The following is a 26118-nucleotide window of genomic DNA, read 5'->3' on the forward strand; positions in this document are numbered from 1 at the left end:
ATCATACTCCTGCCTGAATTTTCTCGATAACCCTTGTGGTAGAACGGCCTTCCACCAGCCGTACCAGCTCCACCGTACCACCATATGCCTGCACGATCTGCCCCTCCGGCAGTGTCTCAATGGTATAATCTCCACCCTTGACATAAACATCAGGATGAACCTTTGTTATCAGGGCTTCTGCCGTAGGCTCATCGAAAATAACCACATAATCAACACAGCCCAAAGCTCCAACCACCTCAGCCCTATCAAGCTCATTGTTGATTGGCCGGGAAGGTCCTTTGATACTGCGCACAGAAGCATCACTATTCAGCCCCAGCACAAGACAGTCCCCAAAGGAACGAGCCTTATTAAGGTATCTCACATGCCCGGCATGGAGTATATCAAAGCACCCATTGGTAAACACAATTTTTTGACCACCATCACGCAGGATTTGGCAAAATTCAGTTATTTTTGCGGAATCTATCAGCATAAAAATCTCCTGTTGCAGGGGGAATATAAACCCATCCCCCTTTTCCATCATCATTCAATCAGCATCATGCAACATGAATTACAATCTCTTTTCTACAAAATCACGCAATTCGTCAACGGTTACTACAGATGTTCCCATCTTGCGCACGGCAATTCCCGAGGCTATATTGGACAGGGTTGCAGCAGACAGTGGATCCACACCTGCAGCCAAGGCCAATATCACAGTGGCAACACATGTATCCCCTGCACCTGATACATCAAAGACCTCACTTTTATCCGAAACTGGAATATTATAAACAGAACCATCATCACAAAAAAGGGTCATCCCATCACCACCACGGGTAATCAGAACACCCTTGGCAGCCATCCTGCTGAGCAGTTCCCTGCCGGCCACAATCAGGTCATCTTCACTTGTTAAAGTCCGCCCCACTGCAGCAGCCAATTCTGCATCGTTTTGCTTCACATAATCAACAGACTTAAATCTCAAAATATCATACCTTGAATCTACAATGGTAGGTATATTATGCGCCTGACAAAAGGAAAGAATTTTATTAAGGATTTTGTCGGTAATGGTGCCACTGCCATAGTCACTGAACACCACTCCCTGAACCTTTGGCAATACACCATCCAGATATCCCACCAGCCTTGATTCATATTCTGGCTGAAGTGGCAGCTTGCTCTCCCTGTCAATTCTGACCACCTGTTGACTGACAGTGGTCCTGCCTCCGGCAATAACCCTGGTTTTTGATATGGTAGGTCTTAAAGCGTCACGAATAAAACCGTCAATATCCACTCCCCTGGCTGACAATATATTACTAAGACCGGTGGCACCGGTATCATTACCAAGGACCCCGGCAGCATGGACTCTGCCCCCCAATGTCGCAGCATTGTTGACCACATTGGCCGCCCCACCGGCAACCACTTTTTCGCTTGCCTGCTCCAAAACCAGTACAGGAGCCTCCCTGGATATCCGGGAAATAGTTCCCTCCAGATAGATATCGGCTATCATATCACCAATTATCAGGACTTCACTGCCCTGCATCCTGTCTATAACCTTTATCAATGATTCCTTCATCATAGACACCTCTGTCACCATGGATTAAACTGCAGTGTTACACCAGCTGTACGACGCTTAACACGATATCTGACAATGAGCTGATAACAATGCATATCATGGAACCAATACAGGTCAACATCCTCCAGGTCATGGGTCGAAGCATTAAAGGCAGAACCAACCACCAACCTGTTGCTCTTATCCCATCTGTAACTGAAGCCTGCAGCAAATTTGCGGGAATAGCTGTCAAGATCAAAATCAAACACAGAATTCCTGCTATTGGCCTGTGTATAGCTGTATAAGGCATAATAAGCCCACCGGTCATCCACATCACGGCGTACCAAGGCTTTATAGCCAACACCCTTTATATCCCTGTGATTGGCTGACTCCTTGGTAACGGAATAATTAGTGCTCAGCTCAAGCATATGATTACCGCCCAGGGCAATCGGGTCATGGGACATAGTAATCCCATAATAGGTATGCATACTATGTATATTCCCCTGACTCCAGGAACCGCGTTCGTACATCAGCCCCCAGGAAATAGGAAAATCCTTCAGTTTTATTGTTTTTGTGTATAGGAAGGATGGTGACTTTTTCAGCCACTGATGATTGTTCCCGGCATAATATCCGTTCATAAACTCAAAGCGGCCTAAGCCGGTATCCCATATTATGCTTCCATGATTGCGGAATGCGTGCTTGGTTGTATACTTAAAAAAGCCATACAGGGATAGCTTATCCGTAAGATAATAGCTAAAATCCTTGCTCAGCCACAAGCCATCATCCTTATTGAAGCCCACTCTTGGAAGCTGCTGACTGCCATCCTTCCCATTGAGCTTAAATGTCTGCTTTTTAGTGGAATAAACAGGTATACTTCCCAACCAAAATTTCATGTTATGGCATATCATCTTGTCGTTAGGATAAACCTCAATCCTGGAGGCTGTAACCTTATAGTCCGGATTTACTGCCGAGCATTTGGTCATATATCCATCGTAAACAATAATCTTATCAGGATATAGTTCAATCCGCTTGCCCTTGATGTACTGGTGCCCAACCTTACCATCCACATCTTCCATCTTACCGGTCTTGGTTTCATAATTGTATTGCGTCTTATAGCCATCCAGGATTATTTTGGCCTGGCCCGGTGTCATCTGCAACATATGTGCCTTGCCGGGAACTTTGATTTCATGAACATCAAGATTACCATCTGTCAAATCACTCTGAAATCTCTGAGCATCCAATGTTGTGATTTTTACATTGCCCTTTGCTGTAAAATCGCCATTACGCTGATCATAAAATAAATCATCACCTTCAACGGCAATTGGTATATTCTTAGTGGGATCAAGAGGATCATGGAGATTTTTGCGCATCTCAAAAGCATCCTGTACCAGCTTCTGCTGTTCATCAGTCAGTGCATTTTCCCTTTGGGACCGTCTGTCATTTTCTATATAATCCAAAACATCTGCGTTTGTATCGGTATCACTATGATATGTGGCCGCCGATGCATTTCCGCCCAACATAAAGGATGTGCCTGCAATTCCGGCACACAATAATGCCTTAATTTTTTTCTTCATGGATTAATCCCCTATCTAAAGTTACTCTATTATATGATACTCCATTTAGTAGGCAAAAACAAGCAAAGTAAAACCCTCCCGGGCTACACCAGGAGGGTTGTTAAAGAAAGCTTAACATTATGACGCCATTGTTGAATTTTTCTTCTGCAGAAGAAAAATCTTCCCATTAGCGTAAATAAATTCAATAGGATTTACCCAACAAAATTCCCTGATAAATCGCCAATATCCGCCAGATAATTATTTCTGCATACAGCTATCAGCTATAAAGCATAAAGTATCGCAGGAACAGAAAACCTTATTCTGCAGTGGTAGTTGGTATAGCATATACTGTACTGTCACTGCTGGTCTGAATATACAGCTCAGTTCCCTCAGGCAAATTAATGTTCTTCCCCTTGACAAAGGCACCACCAATAATACCTATAGGTCCCAATACAATCATACCGGCCAGGCTGGCTCCGGCAGCCATACCAAGCTGCTCCATATTCTTCTGGGATTCTTCTCCCAATGTCATGCTTAAGCTGCTTCCATCTACAGCTTCTATATTCTTAAAATCTATTTCTATCTCAGCATCACGGCCAAAATTTTTGGCCTGGGAAACCTTGTTTATGACGCCTTCACCAGGAGCACCCTTGGTAATCAAAAGCATATCATTTTCAATCACATCTTCTGCTGCCTGATATTTGATTGTATCTCCCGCCTTCAGGTTCTTGGCATTAATAGGGGTTACCAATGCCACCTTAACCAGGGTATTGGCAGGAACAGACACCTGGGTAAGTGGGATGGTAGTTGACCCAAATGCAAAGGTAGAAAGTTTCTCTATCCTGGCCTTAAAGGAGCCCCCGGAATTCTTGCCCTGAATGGTATTCTCCATAGCGTTGACACGCTTTTGTATAGGTTCCATGCTTACAGTATGGGATATGGTCCATTCCAAGGCATTCAGCTGTGTGAGCAGGGATGGACTCTGAGTATTATCGAAGGTGGTATCATATAAGTAATTGATTCTGTCCATCATTCCCCCTTTACCAACGCCCCCATCAAAATCCTTTTCCAACCGCTCTATTCTTTCCACAATGGCCCCGGTCTGGGTGGCACCATATACTACTTTCTCAATGGCATCCAGCTTTCCATTGGCGGTGTTGGGAACTTCTGCCATGGCAATCCCTGTGGAAGTAATAAGGAAAACCATACTTAAAAATACGCTAAATAATTTCCTGATCATATAAAAATCCTCCTAAGTCAGAATATTAATACCTATAACCTTACGGAGCCAATATTCGCATCCGCATTATCCTATACCCCTATTAATACTAATATATCAGAGGCAACAGGTCAATAAATAATAATCATGCCATTTTTCTGTCCAGCCACCACATCAATACCATACCACCGGCACCTGCCACGACAAAACCTTTTAAACCGTTGTTGTACATGACTTTAACCCACCTCCTTTCCAGTCTGTATCCCAATAAAAATATTTTTTAAAAATGCTGGACTTTTAAGCAAATATTTGCTACTATGCAGGTGAGCTGTAGATACAGCTTACTCAAAAGCACTTATTTTTTTATATTTTCTTTTTTTGCCGGACTTTTCAGTCCGGCCTTTTTCTTTTTTATTATAAAAATCCTGTATAACAGCATTATATCTGTTATACAGGATTATAACATTTGATTCTGATTAATTTATGATTAATTTTAATTCAGCATCTCTACCGAAAAATATGGTTACCAGATACATTTCATGAATTTACGGTAATGCGCATCCAGGTAATCAATAATCACAGAGAACATGGTGTAAATCATATCCCCGTTCAGGTTATCATCAACAACCAGGCATACATCCAGCATCAAATCTCCAGCTGAATTAAGATAGAGCTTGAAAGGCTTGTATGCCGCAGATTCCTCATTTATCATTTTCAGGAGCTCCAACTGATTGCTCTCAGTCAAAGCCTTTGGTGAAATCTGTACCCGCACCAGTGAAAAAATTGACTCATCCAGTATCACAATGAGTGGAAGCTGCTGCCCCTCCGTCGTGATACGGGAGCGAAATACCGTTGTTTGCTGACTGTCTCCTTCCAGCTCCTCTACCTCAAATACATGGATATCCTTTTCCTCCAGATACGCTTTAAATGCCTCTGCTTTTTTATTCATTTTATCAGTCTCCTTTTTTAATATATCTAATATTATTCTACCACAATTTCAGCATCAGATGCATGTTGCCGACGAATAATATCAAGTGTTGATTCCATGCCGAAGAACACCGGTGCCTTCATGCGCCTGCCATACTCAGTCAACAGCCTGCTGTCAAAGGTATATTTACCATGCTCATTCGTAACCCGTTCACGCATCATGTCCATCACACTGAGATTATCCCCGTAAAGCTTGTTATAATTTCTGCCAGCATCAACCAGTACAGCCCTCTTGGTCCGTACCTTCCCATCCTGATATAAATGGAAGCTACGCGCCTTACTGTCTGCCATATTAAAATTGTTCCAGTAGACAAGATTGGCTCCGTCCCGTACAGGAATGCCACCAAAGACGGCGAAATTCGTATAACTGTTGTCAACATGGATCTGATTCACCGCAAACATATCGTCTATCACCAGGTCTCCCTCGTCAACATGGAGATATCCCTGATTGGTCCAGAGATTCGGTATCCGTGTGCCGTACTGTGAGTGAATACCTCCCACAGAGACACCGCCGCTGATAAGCTTCTGAGCGCCTGCTCCTTTAAATGAAACCTGCAGAGGTGATGTACCGTCAGCAGCAACAATAGAACCAATCTGAATGAAATTGCCTGACAAGTCCACATCAGCAGTATTGCCGCCCCCCGCTTTTGCTGATACACGGTTAACATTTGATGCAGCAGTATTATCATCCATGTGAAGAACCACAGTCTCACCTTCAGCAAGATCCAGGGAGAGATCACCTTGGGAAAGTACAACACTTGTAGTACCACCTGAAGTGACATTATTGCCTTTGATTGACCCCTGTGCGATGCTGGAAATGTCTATGTTCCCTGCGGAAGTCACATTTTTCAGTTCGATATCGCCGGTTCCTGCACTGATTCCTATATTGCCCCCGACAGAATTGATATCTCCTACGGTATTTATATTTCCCTTGTCCGTCGTCATGGAAATATCTTCACTGGCCTGAATATAACGAGCTTTAAGATGTCCCCTTCCTCTTTAGGTGGGGGAAAACAAACTACAACAGCTGGCGAGCATATCTCCCAGCTCGTTGAAACGCTAATTGGAAGATTTTTCTTCTAAAGAAGAAAAAATTGAACAATGGCGTTATAATCCCCAACAATGATATCTCCTTGATTAGCCTTAATCTTCACATTTCCATCTACATTCAAATCACTGTCTAAATAAACACTTCCTGCGTCTTCTGTATTAACCGTCAAATTTTTATTACTTTGAATACGGTCAGTAACATGCAGGTCACCATTGCGTCCGGTCAGCTCTATATCAGCCCCGGACTGCAGTACACCGTTCTGGCTTATGATGATATTCTGGCTGCCTGGATTATACTGAGCTTCACCGGCTGACATGGATATATCCCCATTTTTAGTAGAGGTTTTGCCATAAATCATTATCTTGCCCAAATCAACTTTTGCATTGATATTATCCCGTGCAGTAACAGTTTCCACATCCGGGCCATTATCACCAATAGTAACATCTCCCGTTCCTACCTGAAGACCTATGCTTCCCCCGGTGGAGGTGATAGCAGAGCCTATATCAATATCGCCCTTATTCGTGGTCATGTTAATATCATCAACGGCTTTCACCTCATGTCCTACAACGATTTCGCCCTCATTTGTGGTGATATTCACAATTCCATTTACATTTACATCTGTATCAAAGTATACACTTCCCTTTTCTGAGACTTCAGTCGCAAGACTCTTTTTTGGCCTGAATACGGTCGGAAACATATGGAGACTCTTCCTTTTCTACTTGATTTTTCTTGGTGGCCTCATCCTCCGCTATCTGTTCCAATACCCTTTCCCGTTCCATGTCCCTGCGGTCCCGCTCCATCTGTGCACCGGTGTCCATTCCCATCGCTGACTCTGCGACAGCCGTCCCATGACTCCCGGCAATCATACCAAGCAAAAGAGCAACAGAAATCAAATTGGATATCTTCATCATAATTCCCCTCTTATTCACATTTAACCCGACCTGAAAAAACACGGACTTCTACAACATATTATTTAGATATATTTTACCATAAAAAAGCTATGTAACTATCAGTTATCACCTGTTATCACAATCACCATTTCCTGATGATAGTAGCCGGACTCCACCTGATATATCTCCTTTTTGCCGAACATTTTATGCCAAACTTATTGCAGCAAAAAAATCCTGTATAACAGCATTGTATCTGTTACACAGGATTTTAATAATCGATTGTTTATTGTTCTTAGAACAGGAATTCTAACTGGCCAAAGTATTTCTTGCCATCAGTTTCGGCATCAGCAGTAAACTCCTTGCCCTTGAAGTATGCCAAAGAGCCTACCACATTAGTGAACGGAGTAAAGGATACACCTATCTCCCAACCCTTCTGATTCTGATCACCTGTTGCCATTACACCATCAAAGGCAGGACTTGGTGCAGCCGCACGAGTAAGATACCTGTATGCACCGTAGATTCCGAAGGAACCAGGCTGGGAAGGATCTGCCTCACCATAGGAAAGCTGAACACTGTATGCCCGCTTCATGGAAGCATCTACTCCGGAGCCCTTGAAGTTTTTGGCATATGCAGCTGCCAGACTGAGCTTGTCAGTAAAATTGTATGCTCCACCAACACTCCAGATATCCAGGGAACTGTCAGTATAATCACCAAGATTAATATATTCACCTACTTTGGAGCTGCGGAAGGTATGATAGGCAGCACCAAAGGTGTACTTGTCGGTTGTGGTCAATAACTCCAGTGAACCATAGGTTGCTACCGGGCTGTCTGTGGCAGGATCGCCAATCAGCATTCCGGCTTCATTGCTGTGCTTGCCAGGATCGAAATTAAATCGGCCTGCCGTGAGAATTCCCTGCCATTTGTCCCCATAGGCAGCCTGAAAACCGACAACATCATCACTGATAACAAGACCACTGTCTGCTACTGACTCAACAGGAACATGACCTATCATGAGATTTCCCTTATCGGAAAAGCTGGTCTCAGCAAATATTTCCTTAACAGAAAAATATGACCCATTATATGGAACATCGTCACCGGCAGTAGCATTATGTGCTGCATTTGCATCCATGCTGTACTCCATGGTGGCATGAGCAGTCCAATTATCATTGATTGCCATGGTAGGATTGAGCTGTAATACCAATTGATTACCGGTCTGTCTGTCTCCAGGACGGTCATCGCTTCTATAAAGATACTTGACGGAACCATCCCAGGTAACATTATCTATACGCTTTTCCAGCTCATCAACACGGACACCAAGATTTTTTAATTCATCCTGAAATTCCACCGCCAGCTTATCAATCATTGCCTTATCAGCCCTGGATGTATCACTGCTTAAAGAAGGTTTCTTGGCCATAGCCTTGGCCACAATCTGAGCCATTTCATACCTGGTCATGGTTTGATTCCCACGAAAAGTACCATCACCATAACCATTTACCACCCCATCCTGCTGCAATTGACTGACAGCATCATACGCCCAATGATCTGCCGGCACATCACTAAATGGATTAACTGCAGCCAACGCAGAACTGGTTGCTCCAACAATCAAAGCAGCAGAAACAGCTGCTATAGCCTTTTTACTCATATGAAAATACCTCCAATACAATATGTTATCATCTCCACTATGAGATGATAACATATTATTGGATATAATGCAAATGATTATCAATATAAATATTTTTTAACTTTTCCCAAGGCTATCCCCGCGGCCTCTATCGTTTTATCTAGATCCTCATCAGTATGGGCCCCGGACATGAACAATGTTTCAAACTGAGAAGGTGCCAAATATATGCCCTGCTCCAGCATTTCCCTGAACCATACCTTGAAGGCCTCCTGATTGGATGCTGCAGAAGTTTCATAATCAACAACTTCCCGCTCATTAAAGAAAAATCCAAACATTGAGCCTGCCTGCTGTACCTGAAATGCTAATCCCAGTTCTCTTGCCTTGGCCGCGATTCCCAATACCAATTTCTTGGTTTTGATGGTAAGCACCCTGCTGTAATCCGGTTCTCCCGGCTCTGGTTCTTCAGTAATGATTCTGAGCGTTTCCAAGCCGGCAGTCATGGCCAACGGATTACCTGACAAGGTCCCTGCCTGATAAACCGGTCCGGCAGGAGCAACGCAGTTCATAATATCTGCCCGTCCACCATAAGCCGCCACAGGAAGTCCACCGCCGATTATCTTACCAAGGCATGTAATATCCGGCTTGACTGCATATGCCTTTTGCGCTCCACCCAAGGAGGCACGGAAACCACACATCACCTCATCAAAAATAAGCAATGAACCACTTTCCTTTGTCAGCTTGCGGAGCAAATCCAAATATCCGGGTCTTGGCAACACCAATCCCATATTACCCGCCACCGGCTCAACGATAACTGCAGCTATTTCCTCGCCATGTTCATCCATAACCCTGGTAAAGGCCTCTGTATCATTATATGGAATGGTAATTGTATCGTTGGCTGTACCTGGCGTAACTCCCGGGCTGTCCGGTACACCGAAGGTAGCCATCCCTGAGCCGGCCTTCACCAGCAGGCTGTCACTATGTCCATGGTAGCAACCAATAAATTTAACAATCTTATTGCGTCCCGTAAAGCCCCGGGCCAAACGCAAGGCGCTCATTGTTGCCTCTGTCCCTGAATTTACCATGCGAATGATCTCAATGGATGGATAAACCTCCATTACCAGCTTGGCCAGCTCACTTTCTATCAGTGTAGGCGCCCCATAGCTTGTGCCCCTTGCAGCAGCCTCCTGCAAAGCCTTGACTACCCTTGGATGGGCGTGTCCAACGACCATTGGGCCCCAGGAACCCACATAATCTATGTACTCGTTACCATCTATGTCAAAAATATGACTGCCTTCAGCCCTGGCAATGAAAGGTGGATTACAGTCCACATTTCTGTAAGACCTGACCGGACTATTTACCCCACCAGGCATTAATCTCTTGGCTTCCTCAAAGGCAGCCGCTGATTTATCCAAAGTCAACATGATAATATTTCCTTTCCAAGATAATTGCTTATTTTTCATGCAGCCAGCCTGCTGCATCAATGGCATGATAAGTAATGATAATATCTGCACCTGCACGCTTCATGCTTGTAAGGGATTCCAATACAATGCGTTTTTCATCTATCCAGCCCTTGGCTGCAGCAGCTTTTACCATGGCATATTCACCACTTACATTATACACGGCCACCGGATGATTTATAGTGTCCCGTACCTGTCTTACAATATCAAGATACGCCAATGCCGGTTTTACCATAATAATATCTGCACCCTCGGCCAGATCCAGTTCAACCTCTTTCATGGCTTCCCTGCTATTGGCAGGATCCATCTGATATGCCCGCCTATCACCAAATTGTGGTGCCGAATCAGCTGCATCCCGAAATGGCCCGTAATATCCCGACGCATATTTCACCGCATAGGACATAATGGAGACATTGCTGTGGCCATCCTCATCAAGTGCTTCCCGGATAGCCGCCACACGACCATCCATCATATCTGAAGGCGCAATTATATCTGCCCCCGACTGAGCCTGACTAACCGCCACCTTCTGTAAAAGCTTTAAGGTAGCATCGTTATCCACATAATGTCCACAAAGTTGTCCACAATGACCATGGGTTGTATATTGGCAAAGACAGACATCTCCAACTATAACCAGCTCCGGAACAGATTTTTTTATAGCACTTATGGCGCGCTGTACCGGTGAATTCATATCCCAGGCACTGGAGCCCTGTTCATCCTTGTATTCAGGCAACCCGAAAACTTCTACTGCCGGTATTCCCAGATCATGAATTGTTCTGGCTATTTCCACGGCCTTATCCACAGATAAATGGTAACAGCCTGGCATACTGGATATTTCTTCCCTGACATTATTACCTGGCACAACAAAAATCGGATAAACAAAATCTTTTACCGAGATACTTGTCTCCCTCACCATGGAACGAATATTTTCATTGATGCGCATCCGCCGTGGGCGGAGCTTCTGTTCAATCATATAAATGCCTCCTTAATAGCATCTACCAATCCGGATATTGTATATTCTTCTGCCACAATATCAGCCTTGAGTCCGTACTTTGTCAGCGTATTGGCAGTAACAGGTCCAATAGCGGCAATGCACGCAGACTGAATCAAATCCCTTGAATCAATGAGCTTCAGGAGATTGACCACAGTAGATGAACTGGTAAAGGTTATTACATCGATTTTTCCCTCTATGAGAAGTTCCCTTATATTATCTGACTCCATGTCACCTATAACAGTATTATAGACAGGTATTACATCTACTATTGCACCTTTTTCCCTCAAAGCATCCGGCAGTACTTCCCGTGCTTCTGCAGCCCGGGGAATCAACACCCTGCTCCCGGGGCCTACTTCCTTTTGCATGGCATCAATTATCCCCTCTGCCTGATATCGCTCCGGAATAATATCAGCCACCAATCCGTGTACAGCCAATTCCTCAGCAGTAGCCGTTCCTATGGCACATATTTTATTTTTCCCCAAAGCTCTGGCATCCAGCTCTTTGGCCTGCAGCCTGTTCCAAAAATGTTTTACACCATTGGTGCTGGTAAAAACAATCCAATCATATCCGGCAATTTCTTCTATTGCCCTATCAATCATTCCGTAGGCATCTGCAGGCTCTTCAATTTTAATGGCAGGCGCCTCCACGCATTCCGCTCCCAAAAATTCCAGAGCCTCCATGAGCCTGGATGCCTGTGGCCTGGCCCGGGTAACAAGTATCCGCCTGCCAAACAAAGGCCTCATTGCAGGATTGTCAAACCATGCAAGCTTATCCCTGAGAGATACAACATTGCCCACCATAAAAATACATGGTGGCTTAATATTTTCCCGCTCCACCATTTGGGCTGCATCAGACAGGATTGTAGTCCACACCTGCTGTTGTGGCTTTGTTCCCCACCTGATAACAGCTACAGGAGTATCGGGATTTCTACCGTATTCAATTAATTTTGCTGTTATACCGGGCAAATTTGCTATCCCCATCAAAAAAACCAGCGTATCCGTGGCCGTTGCCAATTGCGGCCAATTTATATCTGAGTGCTCCTTTGCAGGATCCTCATGTCCGGTAACAACTGCAAAGGAAGCGGCTATCCCTCGGTGTGTAACCGGAATCCCGGCATATGCCGGCACAGATACTGCCGATGTTACGCCAGGAACAATTTCGAATCTGATGCCATTTTCCTGAAGCAGCAGGGCTTCCTCCCCACCGCGCCCAAAAACAAATGGATCTCCGCCTTTAAGCCTGACCACAGTTTTACCTTCCATGGCCAGATCCACCAGCAGCTGGCATATTTTTTCCTGGGTCATGGTATGCCTGTTGGAAGCTTTGCCCACATAGATCTTTTCGACATTCTCTGCCGCATATTGCAAAATACGCTTATCGGCCAAACGGTCATAAACAACCACATCCGCCGTTCCTAAGCATTCTACTGCTTTCATCGTCATCAACCCTGGGTCACCTGGGCCTGCACCAACCAAAAAAACCGTCCCTGACATCTATCCAATCTCCTTAATCAGCTAAATTTCTATACCCAGTTCCTGCAATATACCCTGACCACCTGCAGCCAAAAGGCCTTCAGCCAGCCTGCACCCCAACGTAACGCCATCGGCAGGATTACCGGTTATTTCATCACGATATACACATGCCCCATCAAGGGATGCAATAACCCCTTCCACATGGAGGCTCCCCTCAGCAATAGAAGCATATACACCCACCGGCACCTGACAGCCCCCCTGGACCTTGCCCAGAAATGCCCGCTCAGCACCTGTACATATGCTGGTATCACTATCATCAAGAAATGCTATCATCTCATTTATAACAGTATCATCGGCTCTGCTTTCTATAGCCAGTGCCCCTTGTCCCACTGCAGGCAGACATATATCCTTGCCTAATATATCTGTCGCCAGGTGTCCCAACCCCAGCCGCTTTAAGCCCACAGATGCCAGGATTATCCCATCAAAATGGTCTTCCTCCAGCCGTCTTAAACGCGTATTGACATTCCCCCTAAGATTGCAGATATCCAAGTCCGGTCTGACACTCAGCAATTGTGCCCTGCGCCTGAGACTGGATGTACCTATCCTGGCTCCCGGCGGAAGCTTGTCAAAATGCTTATATTGGGGGCTGACCAGTGCATCCCACGGATCTGTACGACGGGTGACCGCAGTAATTTTAAGGCCCTCAGGCAGGGTTACCGGCATATCCTTCAGGCTATGAACTGCAATATCGATTTCTCCCGCAAGCATGGCTGTTTCCAGCTCTTTGGTAAACAGTCCCTTACCACCTATCCTGGCCAAAGGTGCATCAATAATCCTATCCCCCTTGGTAGTAATAAGCTGCTTTTCAACCACTGTATCAGGATATTTTCTTTGTATCTCACCAGCTACATAATCAGCCTGCCATAATGCCAGCTGGCTGCTTCTCGTACCAATTACGATCCTATTCCTGTTCATCCATCGTTTCCTCCTGCAGCTTGAACAATTTTCTGATTGCAAACTTCAATACGCGCTCCCTGGAAGTCCCTGCCATTTTATTTACCATCCGCATAGGATCCCTAAGCATTTTTCTGACTATCATGCGAGTCATTTTATCAATAATCCGCAGCTCATCATCAGTAATATCAGGCAGCTTGCGCATAGCTCGCCGTACTTCCTGAGACCGGATGAATTCTGCCTTATCTGAAAGCTGTGCCATTATCGGTTGCATGGACAGATATTCCAGCCGTTCCATCAACAAATCCAGTTCTTCCCGGATGATTTTTTCTGCCAAAAGGCCTTCCTTGCGACGTTCCTGGATATTGTCATCTACCACGGCCTTCAAATCATCAATATTGAACAGCTTAACGCCGGGACAATCCCCCACAGCCGGGTCTACATCCCTTGGCACAGCAATATCTATCAGCACCAATGGTTTGCCCTGGCGACTGTCGATAGCATGTAATACCTCTTTCTTATGTATGACATAATGTGGAGCCCCGGTAGAAGTAATAACAATATCCATGGACTGCAGGAGGCCATATACCTCAGGCCACTCCACGGCCTGCCCGTTAAATCTTTCCGCCAGCTCTGTTGCCCTTTCTACATGACGATTTGCCACATAAAGGGATTTTAGCCCTCTGGAAACCAAATGTGTTGCTGTAAGCTCGGCCATTTTACCGGCCCCAAACAGCAATACCTGACAGTCTGTAAAATCCCCCAATATATCCCTTGCCAACTCAACAGCTGCGTAGCTGACCGATACAGCACTGTAAGCTATACGAGTCTCAGAACGCACCCTCTTTCCTGTTGCAATGGCGCGGTTAAACATAAGATTAAGTACCGTGCTTGTGGCATTGGACGACTGGGCTATATTATATGCCTGCTTAACCTGACTTAGTATCTGGCCTTCACCTATAACCAAAGAGTCAAGGCTTGCCGTGACCCGAAGTAAATGCTCAATACATTCTTCATCAGCATAACAATATGTATATTCTTCAAAAAATTCCCCGGAGCATTCTGTATTATTCAAATCCATCCAAAATTTAGCTACAGCCCCGACACAGTCCCGCCTTACCACCGCATAAATTTCACTGCGATTACAGGTTGACAGGACGACCGCCTCATTAATATCGTCATAGGCATAAAGCTTTTCCAGCCCTTTCCTGATAACCTCAGGGGGCAAACAGAACTTTTCCCTGATTTCAACGGGTGCTGTCCGATGATTTAATCCCAGCACAATTAATTGAATTCCTGATTTCATTTTTCGCTCGCTTCAAATCCTTATCCAAAATTAATTGAATAATATCCTCCTTCAATACCTGTTTCCAAAGCAACTCACGGGTGCGGGACGAATCACCGCTTTTTATCAGCTCCTGCCGCAAATTCTGCAGAAATTCGGCCATCTCCCCAAAGCCCTCATGATATCGCCTTTCCAAATCCTTGCGCAATAGTCTTACAAAAGCCGGGCTGGCACCATCGCTGGAAACTGCAAAGGTAACACTGCCACGCTTTACCACACCGGGCACTGTAAAATCACACAGCTCCGGAGCAGATGCCACATTCACCAATGCCCCGGCCGCCCTGGCCTCAGCTGCAGCCTGTCGGTTTACAACAGCATCGTCTGTTGCACAAAAAACACAAAAAAAATCCTGCAGCAAGCCTTTGCTGTAAGTTGTCTTGTTCCATGATACCTTATTGACCTTGACCATATCTGTGAGCTTTTCAGTTAATGTCGGTGCAATAATTGTTACATCCGCCCCGGCTTCCACCAGCCTTAATATTTTACGGGTTGCAACCTCCCCACCGCCAACAACGGCACAGCGCCTGTTCGTCAATACAAGATTGATAGGATACATATTATCTCCAAAACACAACACATAAATTAGTGAATCAGATTCACTTTTCAAATTATATAATATATTATCACAAAATAAAAGAGCCATAGCAGTATGCTATGGCCCACGCCTATCATCAGTCCAGTTTCATAATATTGTGCTTAAGCACATAAATCAATGCCTGAGTGCGGTCACCAACATCCAGCTTCCGGAAAATATTTGTCAAATGATTTTTGACTGTCTTCTCGCTTACAAACAGGGTTTTGGCAATTTCCTGATTACTGAACCCCTTGGCGATACAGGATAATACATCCAGCTCCCTGGCGGTAAGCCGTCCACTGCGACCGGAACGCCAAAGAGCCTTGGCTTTTTCGTTTATATTGTCATCATCCCGTATGCAGCCAAAAATACGCTCCTCCAACTCAGGATATATAAATACTCCACCATTATTCACAATGTGAATGGCCTTGATAAGCATATCAGGCTCCACATCCTTTAACAAATAGCCCGAAGCACCATTTTTCAACATTTCTATTACATAATTATCATTATCATGAATAGTCAACGCTATGATTTTAGTATCACACTTAACGGTCTGAAGCTGCTTGGCAACATCCAGTCCACTTATTCCGCCTGGCATGTTGATATCCAATAATAAAACATCTGGTTGTAAGACCAGGGTCCTTGCCATGGTCTCCTGACCATCACCGGTTTCCCCTACAACTTCAATATCCTCTTCAAAATTCAGCACCCTCTTAATGCCTTGTCTTAAAAGGACATGATCATCAGCAATCATCACTCTTATTGCCATTACAATTCCCTCTCTTCATGTTCTCCAACAAGATAATACATTATCATTATAACATACATAAATTTTTTATTGAAGTATTTGAGCCTTTATAAACACCATAATTTCCTCATTTAAGACTTTTGTACTTCGATACTGAAACAAACTTCCTAAAATCGGAATTTTATTTAGCCATGGTATTTTAGAGAATTGTTCTGCCTCTTCCCGGCTGATCAGCCCGCCGATAACCAATGTTTCTCCATCCTTCATGCGCACCCTGGTATCCACAGACCGTTTTTGAAAGCTGTATGCCTTCATTTCTTTTACATAGCTTGGAGCACTGACCTCGATATGAAGAATCGACTCTATGTCCCCGGATTTATTGACGAAGGGACGGCATCGAAGAATAATCCCTGCAGGGCGATAATCTATAGATGTTGTAGTGGTCGTGCTGGTAACAGATACTGCAGGCACCGGAACATCTCCCCCAATATTGATTACAGCCTCCCTGCCCTGGAGGGTGAGAATATTAGGCCGGGATAATACCCTGGCCCGCCCCTGGGAAATCAACAGATTAACCAACGCTTCATAGGAAAAATTGTGCGGCAGACTGGTCCAATTCCAGGTAACTCCCAAATTCTCCGCATCATCCCTTTTTACTGCTACTACCTTAGCCTCCAATGACACTTGCGCCGCCGGCACATCCAGGCATTCCACCAGTCGTTTTACCGCAGCTGCATCCTCCTGTGTACCATATATCAATAATGACCTGGTATTAATATCCACCCCCAGCTTTATTGTGTTGGTTCCGATCCGTCCCCGGTTCTGTATGACTTCAGTTGATTCACCGGTATTATTATCACTCTTTCTTTTTCCTTCTTTATTTTTACGCTTTTGAACCGTTACCCTTTCCGAGATACTATCTTTATTCCCCAAGAACATTTCCACCTCGTTTTTCAGCTCATCCAGATCCGCATATTGAACAGGAATGATATGCACATCACCAAATTGTGCATTAACCTTTTCCCTTGGCCCTATAAACAATGCTCCTTCCGCTTCGGTTACCTCCATTCCACTTATGAGGGAAATTCTTTTTATAGCCTCCAGTGGGGTAACATCCTGAAGGTTGATACTTATTTTCGCATCACAATTACTGGCCATCAAAACATTGATATTTCCTTCCCTTGCGATATATTTAATAAGTTCGTGGGCACTGCCATCAGATACATTGATATTTAAGGCCTCACAATTACCGGTCCCAAACAATACACACATAATGAATACTATTATTTTCATCTTCATAAAATGCACCATTCCTTTTTTAGAAAGCTCCGGAATATAATGTCCGCCTTACTCCACTGATAGTGACATACACACTTGTAGTGCCAATGCTTTCAATCTTGATGTCATCAAGCTGTTCTCCCTCAGCCAATATATATTGATGGCCCTGTTTTTCAATGAGTGCTGATTTTCTGTTATTTTGAATTATTACACCGCATAATCTGACCGCTTCTTTCTCCCTGGAGCTGCCTCCTTTTTCACGAGGGGCTGATTCCTTCCTTGGCTCCACCTTGACCTTTGGTGTTTTTCCCACCTTCTGCAAAGTGTCCTTTTCCCTTTGTTCATCTTTATCCATGAACGGATTATATAATTTTGTTCCCCTATTAGATTCCTGAATACCCTTGATCTCAATGAATCGGCCTGAATTGTCCTGCACCTTTCTTCCCTCTGAAAAAACAGTAATGGCCTGGGGCTGCTGCCCCAGGCCATCTGCATTTAACAACACCATTGACACACACACCACCATTATAGCCAGAATGCGTATCTGCCAATAATCTCTGAATAATCGCAAACAATGCCGGCCAGCTCTTTTCACAAGGTCCACAAAATTCCCCTGCAAATCTGCCACTCCTTTTCGACATATCGTGCTGACAAGGCAACCATGCAAAAGGAATACATGCCCGCGAAGCCTCATCACTATGATATTTTGTTAGACAGGCAGTTAGCAACAGCACCACCTGTTGATGTTTGATTCCACCCGGCTGTATAGCAGGGGGATATCTTGAACATCGTTATTTTTTTAATTCCTGCAAGCTCGGTCCCATAATGCGCTTATAGGCTTCAACACCCGGCTGGTTAAATGCATCCACATCAGCCAGTTCGCCTTCATAGGCTATGGACAGCGCCAGCATATACAACAGCTCACCTAAATGATAGGCATCCAGCTTTGGCAACGAGAACAGTGCATTAAATCTGTTATTGGACGCCAAAGCCGAAGCATTCGATTTCCGTGCCACTTCCAGTGCCTGGCTCATCCTGACACCAGAGATATCCGCCAATTTTTTCGCTTCAGGGAAAACATTTGGTACAACAAAATCCGTATCCCATTCTTCTATCCGGATAAACTGAACTACCTTGTTTAATTTTCCCTCCTGATGCTGCTGGGTCTGGGCATGCATATCAGTTGTTCCCACTGCCACAATCGGCGTGCGTCCATAAAGGACTTCCTTGCCACTGCGGTCAACCTGCTTACCCAGGGACTCAGCCAAAAGCTGGATATACCACTCAGAAACAGATTTAAGATAATCCCCATATGGCATCATAACTTCCATATCCCGACCATACTTTTCCGCTGCAATATATTTCAGGACTGCGTTCAAAAGTGCCGGATTCTTCCATACATCCTCATCCTGACAAGCTATATCCATATCCTTTGCTCCGGACAGGAAAGCTTCAATATCAAAGCCACAGACTGCAGCCAAAACCAGCCCTACATCGCAGAAAATTGAAAATCTTCCTCCGACTCCATCAGGAACACTATATTGTGGCCAATTATTTTCCATGGCCAATTTTTTCAGAAGGGTAGGCTTTTCCTCATTTGGATCGGTGACAGCAATAATCTCCACATCTATATCCGGGTTACCCTTCAGGGCATCATAAATCACCATAAAATTCGACATGGTATCCAATGTACTGCCGGATTTAGAAATAACCATCAAATCCACAACCATTTTTCTCTTGGCATGGGATTTGATAATCCGTGCTGAACGCTCCAGTTCTTTGATCAGATCACCAGTGCGCCTAGGGTCGATATTCTGACCGCTGAAATAAATCTTTGGCAATCCATCCCTTTCTTCACTGGTCATTGAGTTCCAGAATTCACCACACTGAACATCAAAAATAACCTTGTTGCCAAGATATGACCCGCCAATTCCCAAGGATACCACTGCATCCACACGATTCCTAACAGACCTGGTAAGCTCCTTGAGGTGGGCAATGGATGCCGGTGAATTAAGGTTACCCTCTTCAACATATGGTAGCTGTGAAAAATATACCTTTTCAGGTGTCCCATCCTTGGACAGGTGCCCCCTTATAATACCATCACGCCTCATTACGCCAATAGCCTTATTGGCCTCTGAAATCTTTGCTGACAACCCCTGAACATCAGCCTCAGTAACCTTTCCATCCCCCACAAGATTGGTGTAATCAAATACAAAACCTGATTTTAATCTAAGCTCCATAGAAAATCCCCCTATCGATAATCATTGTTGTATACTTCGTGATAAAATCTGGATTTCCTTGTTATTTTTTTAATGAGCCTTAATTAATCGGATTTTTATGGGCCGTTAATGCCTGCTAACAGAGTAAATACAATGGTTATAACGCCATTGTTCAAATTTTTCTTTTAAAAAGAAAAATCTTCCAATTAGCGTTTTCCCTAAAGGGACTAACTTCGTGTCGCAACGAGGTGGAGATATGCTCACCACCTGTTAAGGATTGTCCCCCCACCTATAGAGGAAGGGGACATCTTACACCGAGTTATAACGCTTGCAGACATCCAATAAATGTCTAATTATTTTTTATTTCCCTAATATTTACTTTCAGCCTGCGCAATGTATAATAGTACGCTATGGCCAAAGGAATACACGAACCAAACCAGGCCGCCGGACTGGCTATGGTTGCCCCCCAGAAGCCAAGGGTATCAACAAAGCACAGGGCTACCACTGTTCTCATCACCAGCTCCATTACTCCGGCAAAGCTGGGTACAAAGCTCTGTCCCAGCCCCTGAAGGGTATTGCGGTAAATAAACAACAATGCCAGTACAAAATAACATGCACTGGTGGTAACTATATAAACCTGTCCAAGCTCTACCACTTCCGGCGCAGAATCACCAACAAAGAGCTCCATAATGGATGACCCAAAGATAACATTAAAAATCCCCACAGCCAAACTAAAGGATCCGGACATGATTATACATTGATTGACGCCCTTTTTGATGCGGGCAAACTTACCAGCACCATAATTCTGTGCCGTATATGCCGCCATGGCAATTCCAAAGGACATCATTGGCATCAACGCAATTGTCTCAATTTTCTGGGCAGCAGCATATGCTGCTACCGGGATAGGCCCCAGCCTGTTCAGGGCAATCTGAACCACCACAGTCCCCAAGGCAATTATGGAGGTCTGAAAAGCCATAGGCAAGGCTATCATGAGATGGTTCTTTACAAAAGTCCAGTCAAAGTCCCAGTCCTTCCTGCGGATTACCAGCAAAGGAACCTTGTTCCATATATAGGCAAAAACTATCACTGCTCCCAAGAACTGAGATACGAGCACACCATAAGCGGCGCCGGGAATCCCCCAGTCGAATACCAACAAAAAAATGGGCTCGATTATTATATTGATACATAATGCCATAGCTAAAATAATCGTCGGGCGGCGACTGTCCCCTAAAGCCCGTAGGAGATTAGTTTCCAGCATAAACACCGCCGTAATAGGAATTCCCCCTAAAATAATGGATATAAAGGAATCTGCTCCATCCAGTATATCCGGTGGAGTATCCATAATAACCAGGATATCCCTGGCGAAATGAACCCCCAATACTGCCATAATAACGCCTATTACCAGCGCCAGCATCAGGCACGCAGCGGCACTTTTATGCACTCCGGTATAATCCCTGGCACCAAAACGCTGTCCCGTATATATAGACAGTCCTGATGACAGGCCTATCATATATCCTACAAGCAAAAACATAAGGCAACCGGTACAGCCTACGGCAGCAAGGGCTTCTACCCCCAAAAAGCGGCCTACCAACAAGGTGTCAATAAAGCTGTATAACTGCTGAAATATATTACCGCCTATCAATGGCAGGGTAAAATACAATATCAGCTTGGCTGGTTTGCCTTCAGTTAATTTTTTTATCATATATAAACCTTCTTATTCAAAATACCTGGTGACAAAAATCCGTAATTTCTCTTTCAGGAAAAGCTCACTGTCTTCCAGTGCCTGGGCTGACGGACTCAACTTGTTCCAGTGGAAATACCGTGGCTGGCTTACCCTGTAATCAGTTGCAAAAGGAATAGGCTCTATACCTTCCTTCTGAAAATTCAATACCGCCCTGTCCATATGGAATGCCGATGTCACCAAAATGGGGCGCGACCACCCCTGTTTTTTCATTATCTCACAGGTATTTACTGCATTTTGACGCGTATTGAGACTTTTATCCTCTACGATTATCATTTCCGGAGGAACGCCTAAAAGACCCAGGTCGCGTTTGGCAATATTCGCCTCACTGCCACTGTCAGCATAAACCTGTCCCCCCGAAACTATTATGGGAAGTGGTTTGAGACGATATAGCTGTGCTGCCGTTGTAAGCCTGCTTTCTGCAACACATGAAAGATTGCCTGTACCTTGAACTGCCGGTGTCCCGGCAGAAGCCCCGCCTCCCAGCATTACAATACAATCCCCCTCCATCGTATCAGGTGATGGGCACTGAGCCTCCAGTGAACCAATCAGGATACTGGAAATCCATTGGGTTGACAGCAGATAAAAAACTATATTCAGCCCTACCATGAATTTGGCTATGGCAGAATGTCCCCTTCGCCATATTATACAGGCAATTATAAAAAAGCATATTAAAAAAATTCCCGGCGGCATCAAAAGACTGGCACCAAACTTCAACAAATATATCATGAAACTGCTCCTGACTCATAGTTACTTTTTATCACTGATTGCACATATTTACTTCATTGTACTATAATATTGGTGTGTGAGTAATTACAATCAGGAAATATCCTCACAATGTGCCGTCTATGGCAGAGAACACCTCGGCCATATTTATATTATAATAAGGGGAGAAGTTACAATGGCAATAATTAAAAGCAATGTTGTTAAAGCAGAAAAAAAAGCGGGTGGAAAGGGCACCATTACCATTGAAAAGGTTTTGGGTGAAAACGAGCTGGGATGTAATGAAATGTTCGCCAAGGTTACCATACCACCAGGATGCTCTATAGGATATCATGAGCACCATGGCAATACCGAGACCTATCACATCCTTCAGGGACAGGCTCTCTATAATGACAACGGAAAAGAAATGACCCTCTCTGCCGGCACTACTACCTATTGTCCTGACGGCGAAGGACATGGTATCGAGAACTGTGCCACCGAAGGGGATCTGGTGTTCATGGCCCTGATTACCACAACCATCCAGTAAAAGCAGTACAATAATACGGTTTCGGCCCTTAATTTTTCAGATAGAGCCGGCAAAAAAGTCATCCTCAAATGAGCTGTGAGGATGACTTTTTTAGTTCAATATACCAGATTAATTATCCACATGTTCAAGTAAAGGAATCATCAAAATAAACTTCGTCCCCTTACCCAAATCACTTTCCAGGGATATCCCTATATCATGGTTATCTGCTATCCACTGAGCAATAGACAATCCCAGCCCTGTACCTCCCGGCTGACCTGCAGCCTTGGTACGGGCACTGTCCACGCGATAAAATCTGTGGAAAACTTTTTCCTGATCGTCCTTGGCAATACCTATACCATCATCTGCTATTTCCACACACATGTAACTTGGCAGCCGCTGACTGCTCAAGGTTATTGTTCCACCCTCAGGAGTATACTTTATGGCATTTTCCAAAAAGATCCGCATCATCTGTTTCATAATAACCTTATCCGCAAGCACCATACCTTCATCATTTCTTAATAACTCGATAGTGTGTGTGTCAGCGGCGATCTTTTGCTTTTTATATACATCATCAATAAGCTCACTTAAGGCTAGAGGCTCCTTGTGCACAATCTGCCTGTTTTGATCTGCTCTGGCCAAAAACAGAAGTTTTTCAATAAGCTCCTGCATATCCTCTGATTCAGATTGAATTGCCTCAATACCTTCCTTTAACACGGCCTCATCAGACTTGCCCCACCGACTTAAGAGATCAGCATACCCCTTAATAACAGTAATAGGTGTACGCAATTCATGGGATGCATCAGATACAAAACGGCATTGCTGCTGAAAGCCTTCCTCTATGCGATCAAGCATCCTGTTAAATGTAGATGCCAGCTCAGTGAGCTCATCATGGCTTGGTGGCACTTCAATCCTGGTACTGAGATCACTGACCTCAATGGATTTTGCAGTACTTATAAAGGCCCTGATTGGCTGAAAAGCCTTTTTGATTCCAATATACACTATCATGATGACCAGCAAGATACCCAGGATGCCGCCAAAAAGCAGCCTGATCTGCACCTTGGCAAACATTGACCTTTCAGCTGTGACCACACGGCTGAAGCATAAAGTATACTTTTTCCCATTGTAGTCACCAGGAATTTCACAGTGATAAAGCAAAAAATGCTTCAATCTAACTAATTGGTATTTATCAGTACGCCAAAATACCGGATCATCCGTTATATGGCTCCTGAGCTCTGGCAATGGTGAAAAATGCTTATCACTGTCATATATTAAATTGCCATCCTCATCCTCTATCCTTAATACCACTCCAGGTAATAGAATATCCTCAGATAAATCACGCAGCTTGTCAGCATCACTGACCAACGCCATATACAGTGGATCATTTCTCCGGCGCATGGCATTATCAATGCTGATATCCATCTCCACCTCGGCCTGATGATATATTACATAATACATACCAAGGATAGTGGCCAAGCTTGTACACAACAGCAATACAGCAATGACTGTTGCATAGACAATAGTAAGCCTGGTGGATATCTGCAAGGAGCGATAATACCTGGCAAATCTGTCCCACAGGCTAGTCTTTAACGACATAACCTACCCCCCGCATAGTGTATATATACTTTTCATTGAATTTATCATCCAGCTTGGCCCTCAGATACCTGATATACACATCAACCACATTGGTATCACCCATATAATCATATCCCCATACCTGAGACAGGATCTGATCCCTGGTCAAAACATTACGCTTGTTGCGTATCAGATATTCCAAAAGATCAAATTCCTTCTTGGTAAGCTCTACACCTGTATCATCCACCATAACCTCACGCCGGGTTATATTCATGGTGATATTTTTAAGCTTTAGTTCCTCATTGCTTTCCTCAGCAGGATCAACAGCTTTTACCGGTTTTCTCAGGGCCACCCGCATCCTGGCAAAAAGCTCCGGTATGGCAAAGGGTTTGGTCACATAATCATCAGCACCTATATCAAGTCCCTGAACCTTATCATCAATCTCATCTCTGGCAGTGAGCATGATAATGGGAATATCTGACAATTCCCTGACCTTTCTGCATATTGTCAGGCCATCCATCTCAGGCAGCATAATATCCAGAAGCACCAGGTCAAAATCCCCCTGTATGATTCGCTCATAAGCCCGTCTGCCGTTCTCCTCTACCTCAGTGACAAACCCTGCATGCTCTAACTCCATCTGCAAAAATCTTGCAATTCTCCGCTCATCTTCAACGATAAAAATCTTTTTTCCTTCTGCCATGTCATAATACCTCTCAACGCTCAATAATTAAATACAAAAGTATCTCTGCATACTGCCGGACTTAAACCAAGTAACGCTTACTTAACATATTTTTCCCTGAACATCTTGATAAAATGCTGACTGCTACTGGACATGGTACGGTTCTTCAACCAGGATACCACGGTATGAGTATATATTTCTGCCTCCCGCAGATGCTTAAACACAATATCCTTTGATTGCATCAGACTACGGGCTGATAAAGGAACCAAGGAAATTCCTATCCCCCTCTGTGTCCACAGCATATTTTGAATCTGACTGTCACTGACGCTTAAAATATTGGGTTCAAAATTTTCTTTCTGGCAATGATTCATAAAACTGGTCCGCCAGCGAAGAGGTACAATCAGTGGTTTATCGGCCAGCTCGGTGATATGTATATACTCATCATCCTCACTGCCCTCGCAAAAGCTGGTATGCATAGCCAACACCAGGGGTTCATCAGGAAGGATAATGGATTCATAGGAAGCATTATCCACCTGTGTCCTGGTAATGGCAATCTCCACGATGTGACTGTCAAGCAGCTCCAATACCCTTGCCCCGTCACCTTCCCAAACCTGAAATGTCACCATAGGATATTTTTTAGTATATTCTGCAACCAGCTCCGGTATTAACATGGCCCCGGAGGAGGTGATTGTCCCCAGCTTGATAGTTCCGGCCACTCCGGTTCCTATATCAACCAGTTCCCTCATTGTTCCGTCAACCATGCCTAAAATATGCTTTACCCTGGAATACAAAAGCATTCCCGCATCCGTTAATCTGATACGGCGGCTTCCTCTTTCAAACAACTTGATTCCCAATGAGGTTTCCAGCCGTTTCATCTGCCGGCTCAGTGCAGGCTGTGCCACATTCAGCCGTATAGCCGCATGACTGATATTGCCCTCCTCCACTATAGCATAAAAAGCCTGCATATCTTTTATTTCCATAATAATACCTTCCCAGTACATGATTTTTATTTCATAT

At 44.4% G+C, this 26118-nt stretch carries 25 protein-coding genes; 1 reads left to right on the top strand and 24 read right to left on the bottom strand.

Annotated elements, in window-relative coordinates; all coding sequences use genetic code 11:
• Position 1: 1 nt before the first annotated feature.
• The 21 genes from rfaE2 to K6C05_RS06780 form a co-directional block, all read right to left on the bottom strand.
• Complete coding sequence (gene rfaE2, locus K6C05_RS06680; protein WP_296732893.1) at positions 2 to 469, bottom strand: D-glycero-beta-D-manno-heptose 1-phosphate adenylyltransferase; 468 nt, start codon at positions 467 to 469, stop codon at positions 2 to 4.
• Between the two features lie 78 nt (positions 470 to 547).
• Positions 548 to 1564 (bottom strand): PfkB family carbohydrate kinase, encoded by a 1017-nt coding sequence (locus K6C05_RS06685; protein WP_296732798.1) that lies wholly within the window; start codon positions 1562 to 1564, stop codon positions 548 to 550.
• The gene (locus K6C05_RS06690) at positions 1558 to 3093 is read right to left on the bottom strand and encodes an LPS-assembly protein LptD (protein ID WP_296732800.1); all 1536 of its coding nucleotides are present in this window, start codon (positions 3091 to 3093) and stop codon (positions 1558 to 1560) included. Before K6C05_RS06690 ends, K6C05_RS06685 begins: the two co-directional genes overlap by 7 nt.
• 295 nt (positions 3094 to 3388) lie before the next feature.
• Complete coding sequence (locus K6C05_RS06695) at positions 3389 to 4312, bottom strand: hypothetical protein (RefSeq protein ID WP_296732802.1); 924 nt, start codon at positions 4310 to 4312, stop codon at positions 3389 to 3391.
• A 502-nt stretch (positions 4313 to 4814) separates the two neighbouring features.
• Positions 4815 to 5240: a hypothetical protein gene (locus K6C05_RS06700; protein ID WP_296732804.1), complete on the bottom strand. Its 426-nt coding sequence runs from the start codon at positions 5238 to 5240 to the stop codon at positions 4815 to 4817.
• 32 nt (positions 5241 to 5272) lie between these two features.
• A complete protein-coding gene (locus tag K6C05_RS06705; RefSeq protein ID WP_296732806.1) occupies positions 5273 to 6223 on the bottom strand; it encodes a hypothetical protein in 951 nt (316 codons plus the stop codon).
• Between the two features lie 134 nt (positions 6224 to 6357).
• Positions 6358 to 7026 carry a hypothetical protein gene (locus K6C05_RS06710; RefSeq protein ID WP_296732808.1) on the bottom strand — a complete coding sequence of 223 codons (669 nt, stop codon included), beginning with the start codon at positions 7024 to 7026 and terminating at the stop codon, positions 6358 to 6360.
• Complete coding sequence (locus tag K6C05_RS06715; protein ID WP_296732810.1) at positions 6983 to 7240, bottom strand: hypothetical protein; 258 nt, start codon at positions 7238 to 7240, stop codon at positions 6983 to 6985. The genes K6C05_RS06710 and K6C05_RS06715 overlap by 44 nt, the downstream gene beginning before the upstream one ends.
• A 271-nt stretch (positions 7241 to 7511) precedes the next feature.
• A complete protein-coding gene (locus K6C05_RS06720; RefSeq protein ID WP_296732812.1) occupies positions 7512 to 8861 on the bottom strand; it encodes an S-layer homology domain-containing protein in 1350 nt (449 codons plus the stop codon).
• Between the two features lie 80 nt (positions 8862 to 8941).
• The gene (gene hemL, locus K6C05_RS06725) at positions 8942 to 10261 is read right to left on the bottom strand and encodes a glutamate-1-semialdehyde 2,1-aminomutase (RefSeq protein ID WP_296732815.1); all 1320 of its coding nucleotides are present in this window, start codon (positions 10259 to 10261) and stop codon (positions 8942 to 8944) included.
• Between the two features lie 28 nt (positions 10262 to 10289).
• A complete protein-coding gene (gene hemB / locus K6C05_RS06730) occupies positions 10290 to 11267 on the bottom strand; it encodes a porphobilinogen synthase (protein ID WP_296732817.1) in 978 nt (325 codons plus the stop codon).
• Complete coding sequence (cobA, locus tag K6C05_RS06735) at positions 11264 to 12781, bottom strand: uroporphyrinogen-III C-methyltransferase (protein ID WP_296732820.1); 1518 nt, start codon at positions 12779 to 12781, stop codon at positions 11264 to 11266. The genes hemB and cobA overlap by 4 nt, the downstream gene beginning before the upstream one ends.
• 21 nt (positions 12782 to 12802) lie before the next feature.
• The gene (hemC, locus tag K6C05_RS06740) at positions 12803 to 13735 is read right to left on the bottom strand and encodes a hydroxymethylbilane synthase (RefSeq protein WP_296732823.1); all 933 of its coding nucleotides are present in this window, start codon (positions 13733 to 13735) and stop codon (positions 12803 to 12805) included.
• Positions 13722 to 15020, bottom strand: a complete 1299-nt coding sequence (gene hemA, locus K6C05_RS06745; protein WP_296732826.1) for a glutamyl-tRNA reductase — start codon at positions 15018 to 15020, stop codon at positions 13722 to 13724. The genes hemC and hemA overlap by 14 nt, the downstream gene beginning before the upstream one ends.
• The gene (locus K6C05_RS06750) at positions 14962 to 15636 is read right to left on the bottom strand and encodes a bifunctional precorrin-2 dehydrogenase/sirohydrochlorin ferrochelatase (protein ID WP_296732829.1); all 675 of its coding nucleotides are present in this window, start codon (positions 15634 to 15636) and stop codon (positions 14962 to 14964) included. Before K6C05_RS06750 ends, hemA begins: the two co-directional genes overlap by 59 nt.
• Positions 15637 to 15730: 94 nt before the next feature.
• Positions 15731 to 16405 (bottom strand): response regulator transcription factor, encoded by a 675-nt coding sequence (locus K6C05_RS06755; RefSeq protein ID WP_296732832.1) that lies wholly within the window; start codon positions 16403 to 16405, stop codon positions 15731 to 15733.
• A gap of 66 nt (positions 16406 to 16471) precedes the next feature.
• Positions 16472 to 17695 (bottom strand): secretin N-terminal domain-containing protein, encoded by a 1224-nt coding sequence (locus K6C05_RS06760; RefSeq protein WP_296732834.1) that lies wholly within the window; start codon positions 17693 to 17695, stop codon positions 16472 to 16474.
• Between the two features lie 7 nt (positions 17696 to 17702).
• Entirely contained in the window at positions 17703 to 18233 is a 531-nt protein-coding gene (locus K6C05_RS06765; protein ID WP_296732836.1) for a hypothetical protein, read from the bottom strand.
• Between the two features lie 220 nt (positions 18234 to 18453).
• A complete protein-coding gene (locus K6C05_RS06770; protein ID WP_296732838.1) occupies positions 18454 to 19902 on the bottom strand; it encodes a glucose-6-phosphate isomerase in 1449 nt (482 codons plus the stop codon).
• 328 nt (positions 19903 to 20230) lie between these two features.
• Complete coding sequence (locus K6C05_RS06775) at positions 20231 to 21583, bottom strand: MATE family efflux transporter (RefSeq protein WP_296732841.1); 1353 nt, start codon at positions 21581 to 21583, stop codon at positions 20231 to 20233.
• 12 nt (positions 21584 to 21595) lie between these two features.
• Complete coding sequence (locus K6C05_RS06780; RefSeq protein ID WP_296732843.1) at positions 21596 to 22351, bottom strand: YdcF family protein; 756 nt, start codon at positions 22349 to 22351, stop codon at positions 21596 to 21598.
• A gap of 172 nt (positions 22352 to 22523) precedes the next feature.
• Here K6C05_RS06780 and K6C05_RS06785 point away from each other — a divergent pair, with 172 nt between their 5' ends.
• Positions 22524 to 22871 carry a cupin domain-containing protein gene (locus tag K6C05_RS06785; RefSeq protein ID WP_296732845.1) on the top strand — a complete coding sequence of 116 codons (348 nt, stop codon included), beginning with the start codon at positions 22524 to 22526 and terminating at the stop codon, positions 22869 to 22871.
• 108 nt (positions 22872 to 22979) lie between these two features.
• Here the strand turns inward: K6C05_RS06785 and K6C05_RS06790 are convergent, their stop codons facing one another.
• The 3 genes from K6C05_RS06790 to K6C05_RS06800 all read right to left on the bottom strand — a co-directional run bounded on the left by K6C05_RS06790 (position 22980) and on the right by K6C05_RS06800 (position 26081).
• Positions 22980 to 24443: an ATP-binding protein gene (locus K6C05_RS06790; protein WP_296732847.1), complete on the bottom strand. Its 1464-nt coding sequence runs from the start codon at positions 24441 to 24443 to the stop codon at positions 22980 to 22982.
• Positions 24427 to 25122 carry a response regulator transcription factor gene (locus K6C05_RS06795; RefSeq protein WP_296732849.1) on the bottom strand — a complete coding sequence of 232 codons (696 nt, stop codon included), beginning with the start codon at positions 25120 to 25122 and terminating at the stop codon, positions 24427 to 24429. Before K6C05_RS06795 ends, K6C05_RS06790 begins: the two co-directional genes overlap by 17 nt.
• A gap of 77 nt (positions 25123 to 25199) precedes the next feature.
• Positions 25200 to 26081: a LysR family transcriptional regulator gene (locus K6C05_RS06800; protein WP_296732852.1), complete on the bottom strand. Its 882-nt coding sequence runs from the start codon at positions 26079 to 26081 to the stop codon at positions 25200 to 25202.
• Positions 26082 to 26118: the final 37 nt, after the last annotated feature.

The organism is Anaerovibrio sp., assembly GCF_024697385.1.
Classification (GTDB): Bacteria; Bacillota; Negativicutes; order Selenomonadales; family Selenomonadaceae; genus Anaerovibrio.

Bases quoted from the DNA above. Each gene is read 5' to 3' on its own strand.
- rfaE2 (WP_296732893.1), bottom strand. From the start codon at position 469: ATGCTGATAGATTCCGCAAAAATAACTGAATTTTGCCAAATCCTGCGT.
- K6C05_RS06685 (WP_296732798.1), bottom strand. From the start codon at position 1,564: ATGGTGACAGAGGTGTCTATGATGAAGGAATCATTGATAAAGGTTATA.
- K6C05_RS06690 (WP_296732800.1), bottom strand. From the start codon at position 3,093: ATGAAGAAAAAAATTAAGGCATTATTGTGTGCCGGAATTGCAGGCACA.
- K6C05_RS06695 (WP_296732802.1), bottom strand. From the start codon at position 4,312: ATGATCAGGAAATTATTTAGCGTATTTTTAAGTATGGTTTTCCTTATT.
- K6C05_RS06700 (WP_296732804.1), bottom strand. From the start codon at position 5,240: ATGAATAAAAAAGCAGAGGCATTTAAAGCGTATCTGGAGGAAAAGGAT.
- K6C05_RS06705 (WP_296732806.1), bottom strand. From the start codon at position 6,223: ATGACGACGGACAAGGGAAATATAAATACCGTAGGAGATATCAATTCT.
- K6C05_RS06710 (WP_296732808.1), bottom strand. From the start codon at position 7,026: ATGTTTCCGACCGTATTCAGGCCAAAAAAGAGTCTTGCGACTGAAGTC.
- K6C05_RS06715 (WP_296732810.1), bottom strand. From the start codon at position 7,240: ATGATGAAGATATCCAATTTGATTTCTGTTGCTCTTTTGCTTGGTATG.
- K6C05_RS06720 (WP_296732812.1), bottom strand. From the start codon at position 8,861: ATGAGTAAAAAGGCTATAGCAGCTGTTTCTGCTGCTTTGATTGTTGGA.
- hemL (WP_296732815.1), bottom strand. From the start codon at position 10,261: ATGTTGACTTTGGATAAATCAGCGGCTGCCTTTGAGGAAGCCAAGAGA.
- hemB (WP_296732817.1), bottom strand. From the start codon at position 11,267: ATGATTGAACAGAAGCTCCGCCCACGGCGGATGCGCATCAATGAAAAT.
- cobA (WP_296732820.1), bottom strand. From the start codon at position 12,781: ATGTCAGGGACGGTTTTTTTGGTTGGTGCAGGCCCAGGTGACCCAGGG.
- hemC (WP_296732823.1), bottom strand. From the start codon at position 13,735: ATGAACAGGAATAGGATCGTAATTGGTACGAGAAGCAGCCAGCTGGCA.
- hemA (WP_296732826.1), bottom strand. From the start codon at position 15,020: ATGAAATCAGGAATTCAATTAATTGTGCTGGGATTAAATCATCGGACA.
- K6C05_RS06755 (WP_296732832.1), bottom strand. From the start codon at position 16,405: ATGGCAATAAGAGTGATGATTGCTGATGATCATGTCCTTTTAAGACAA.
- K6C05_RS06760 (WP_296732834.1), bottom strand. From the start codon at position 17,695: ATGGTGCATTTTATGAAGATGAAAATAATAGTATTCATTATGTGTGTA.
- K6C05_RS06770 (WP_296732838.1), bottom strand. From the start codon at position 19,902: ATGGAGCTTAGATTAAAATCAGGTTTTGTATTTGATTACACCAATCTT.
- K6C05_RS06775 (WP_296732841.1), bottom strand. From the start codon at position 21,583: ATGATAAAAAAATTAACTGAAGGCAAACCAGCCAAGCTGATATTGTAT.
- K6C05_RS06780 (WP_296732843.1), bottom strand. From the start codon at position 22,351: ATGATATATTTGTTGAAGTTTGGTGCCAGTCTTTTGATGCCGCCGGGA.
- K6C05_RS06785 (WP_296732845.1), top strand. From the start codon at position 22,524: ATGGCAATAATTAAAAGCAATGTTGTTAAAGCAGAAAAAAAAGCGGGT.
- K6C05_RS06790 (WP_296732847.1), bottom strand. From the start codon at position 24,443: ATGTCGTTAAAGACTAGCCTGTGGGACAGATTTGCCAGGTATTATCGC.
- K6C05_RS06795 (WP_296732849.1), bottom strand. From the start codon at position 25,122: ATGGCAGAAGGAAAAAAGATTTTTATCGTTGAAGATGAGCGGAGAATT.
- K6C05_RS06800 (WP_296732852.1), bottom strand. From the start codon at position 26,081: ATGGAAATAAAAGATATGCAGGCTTTTTATGCTATAGTGGAGGAGGGC.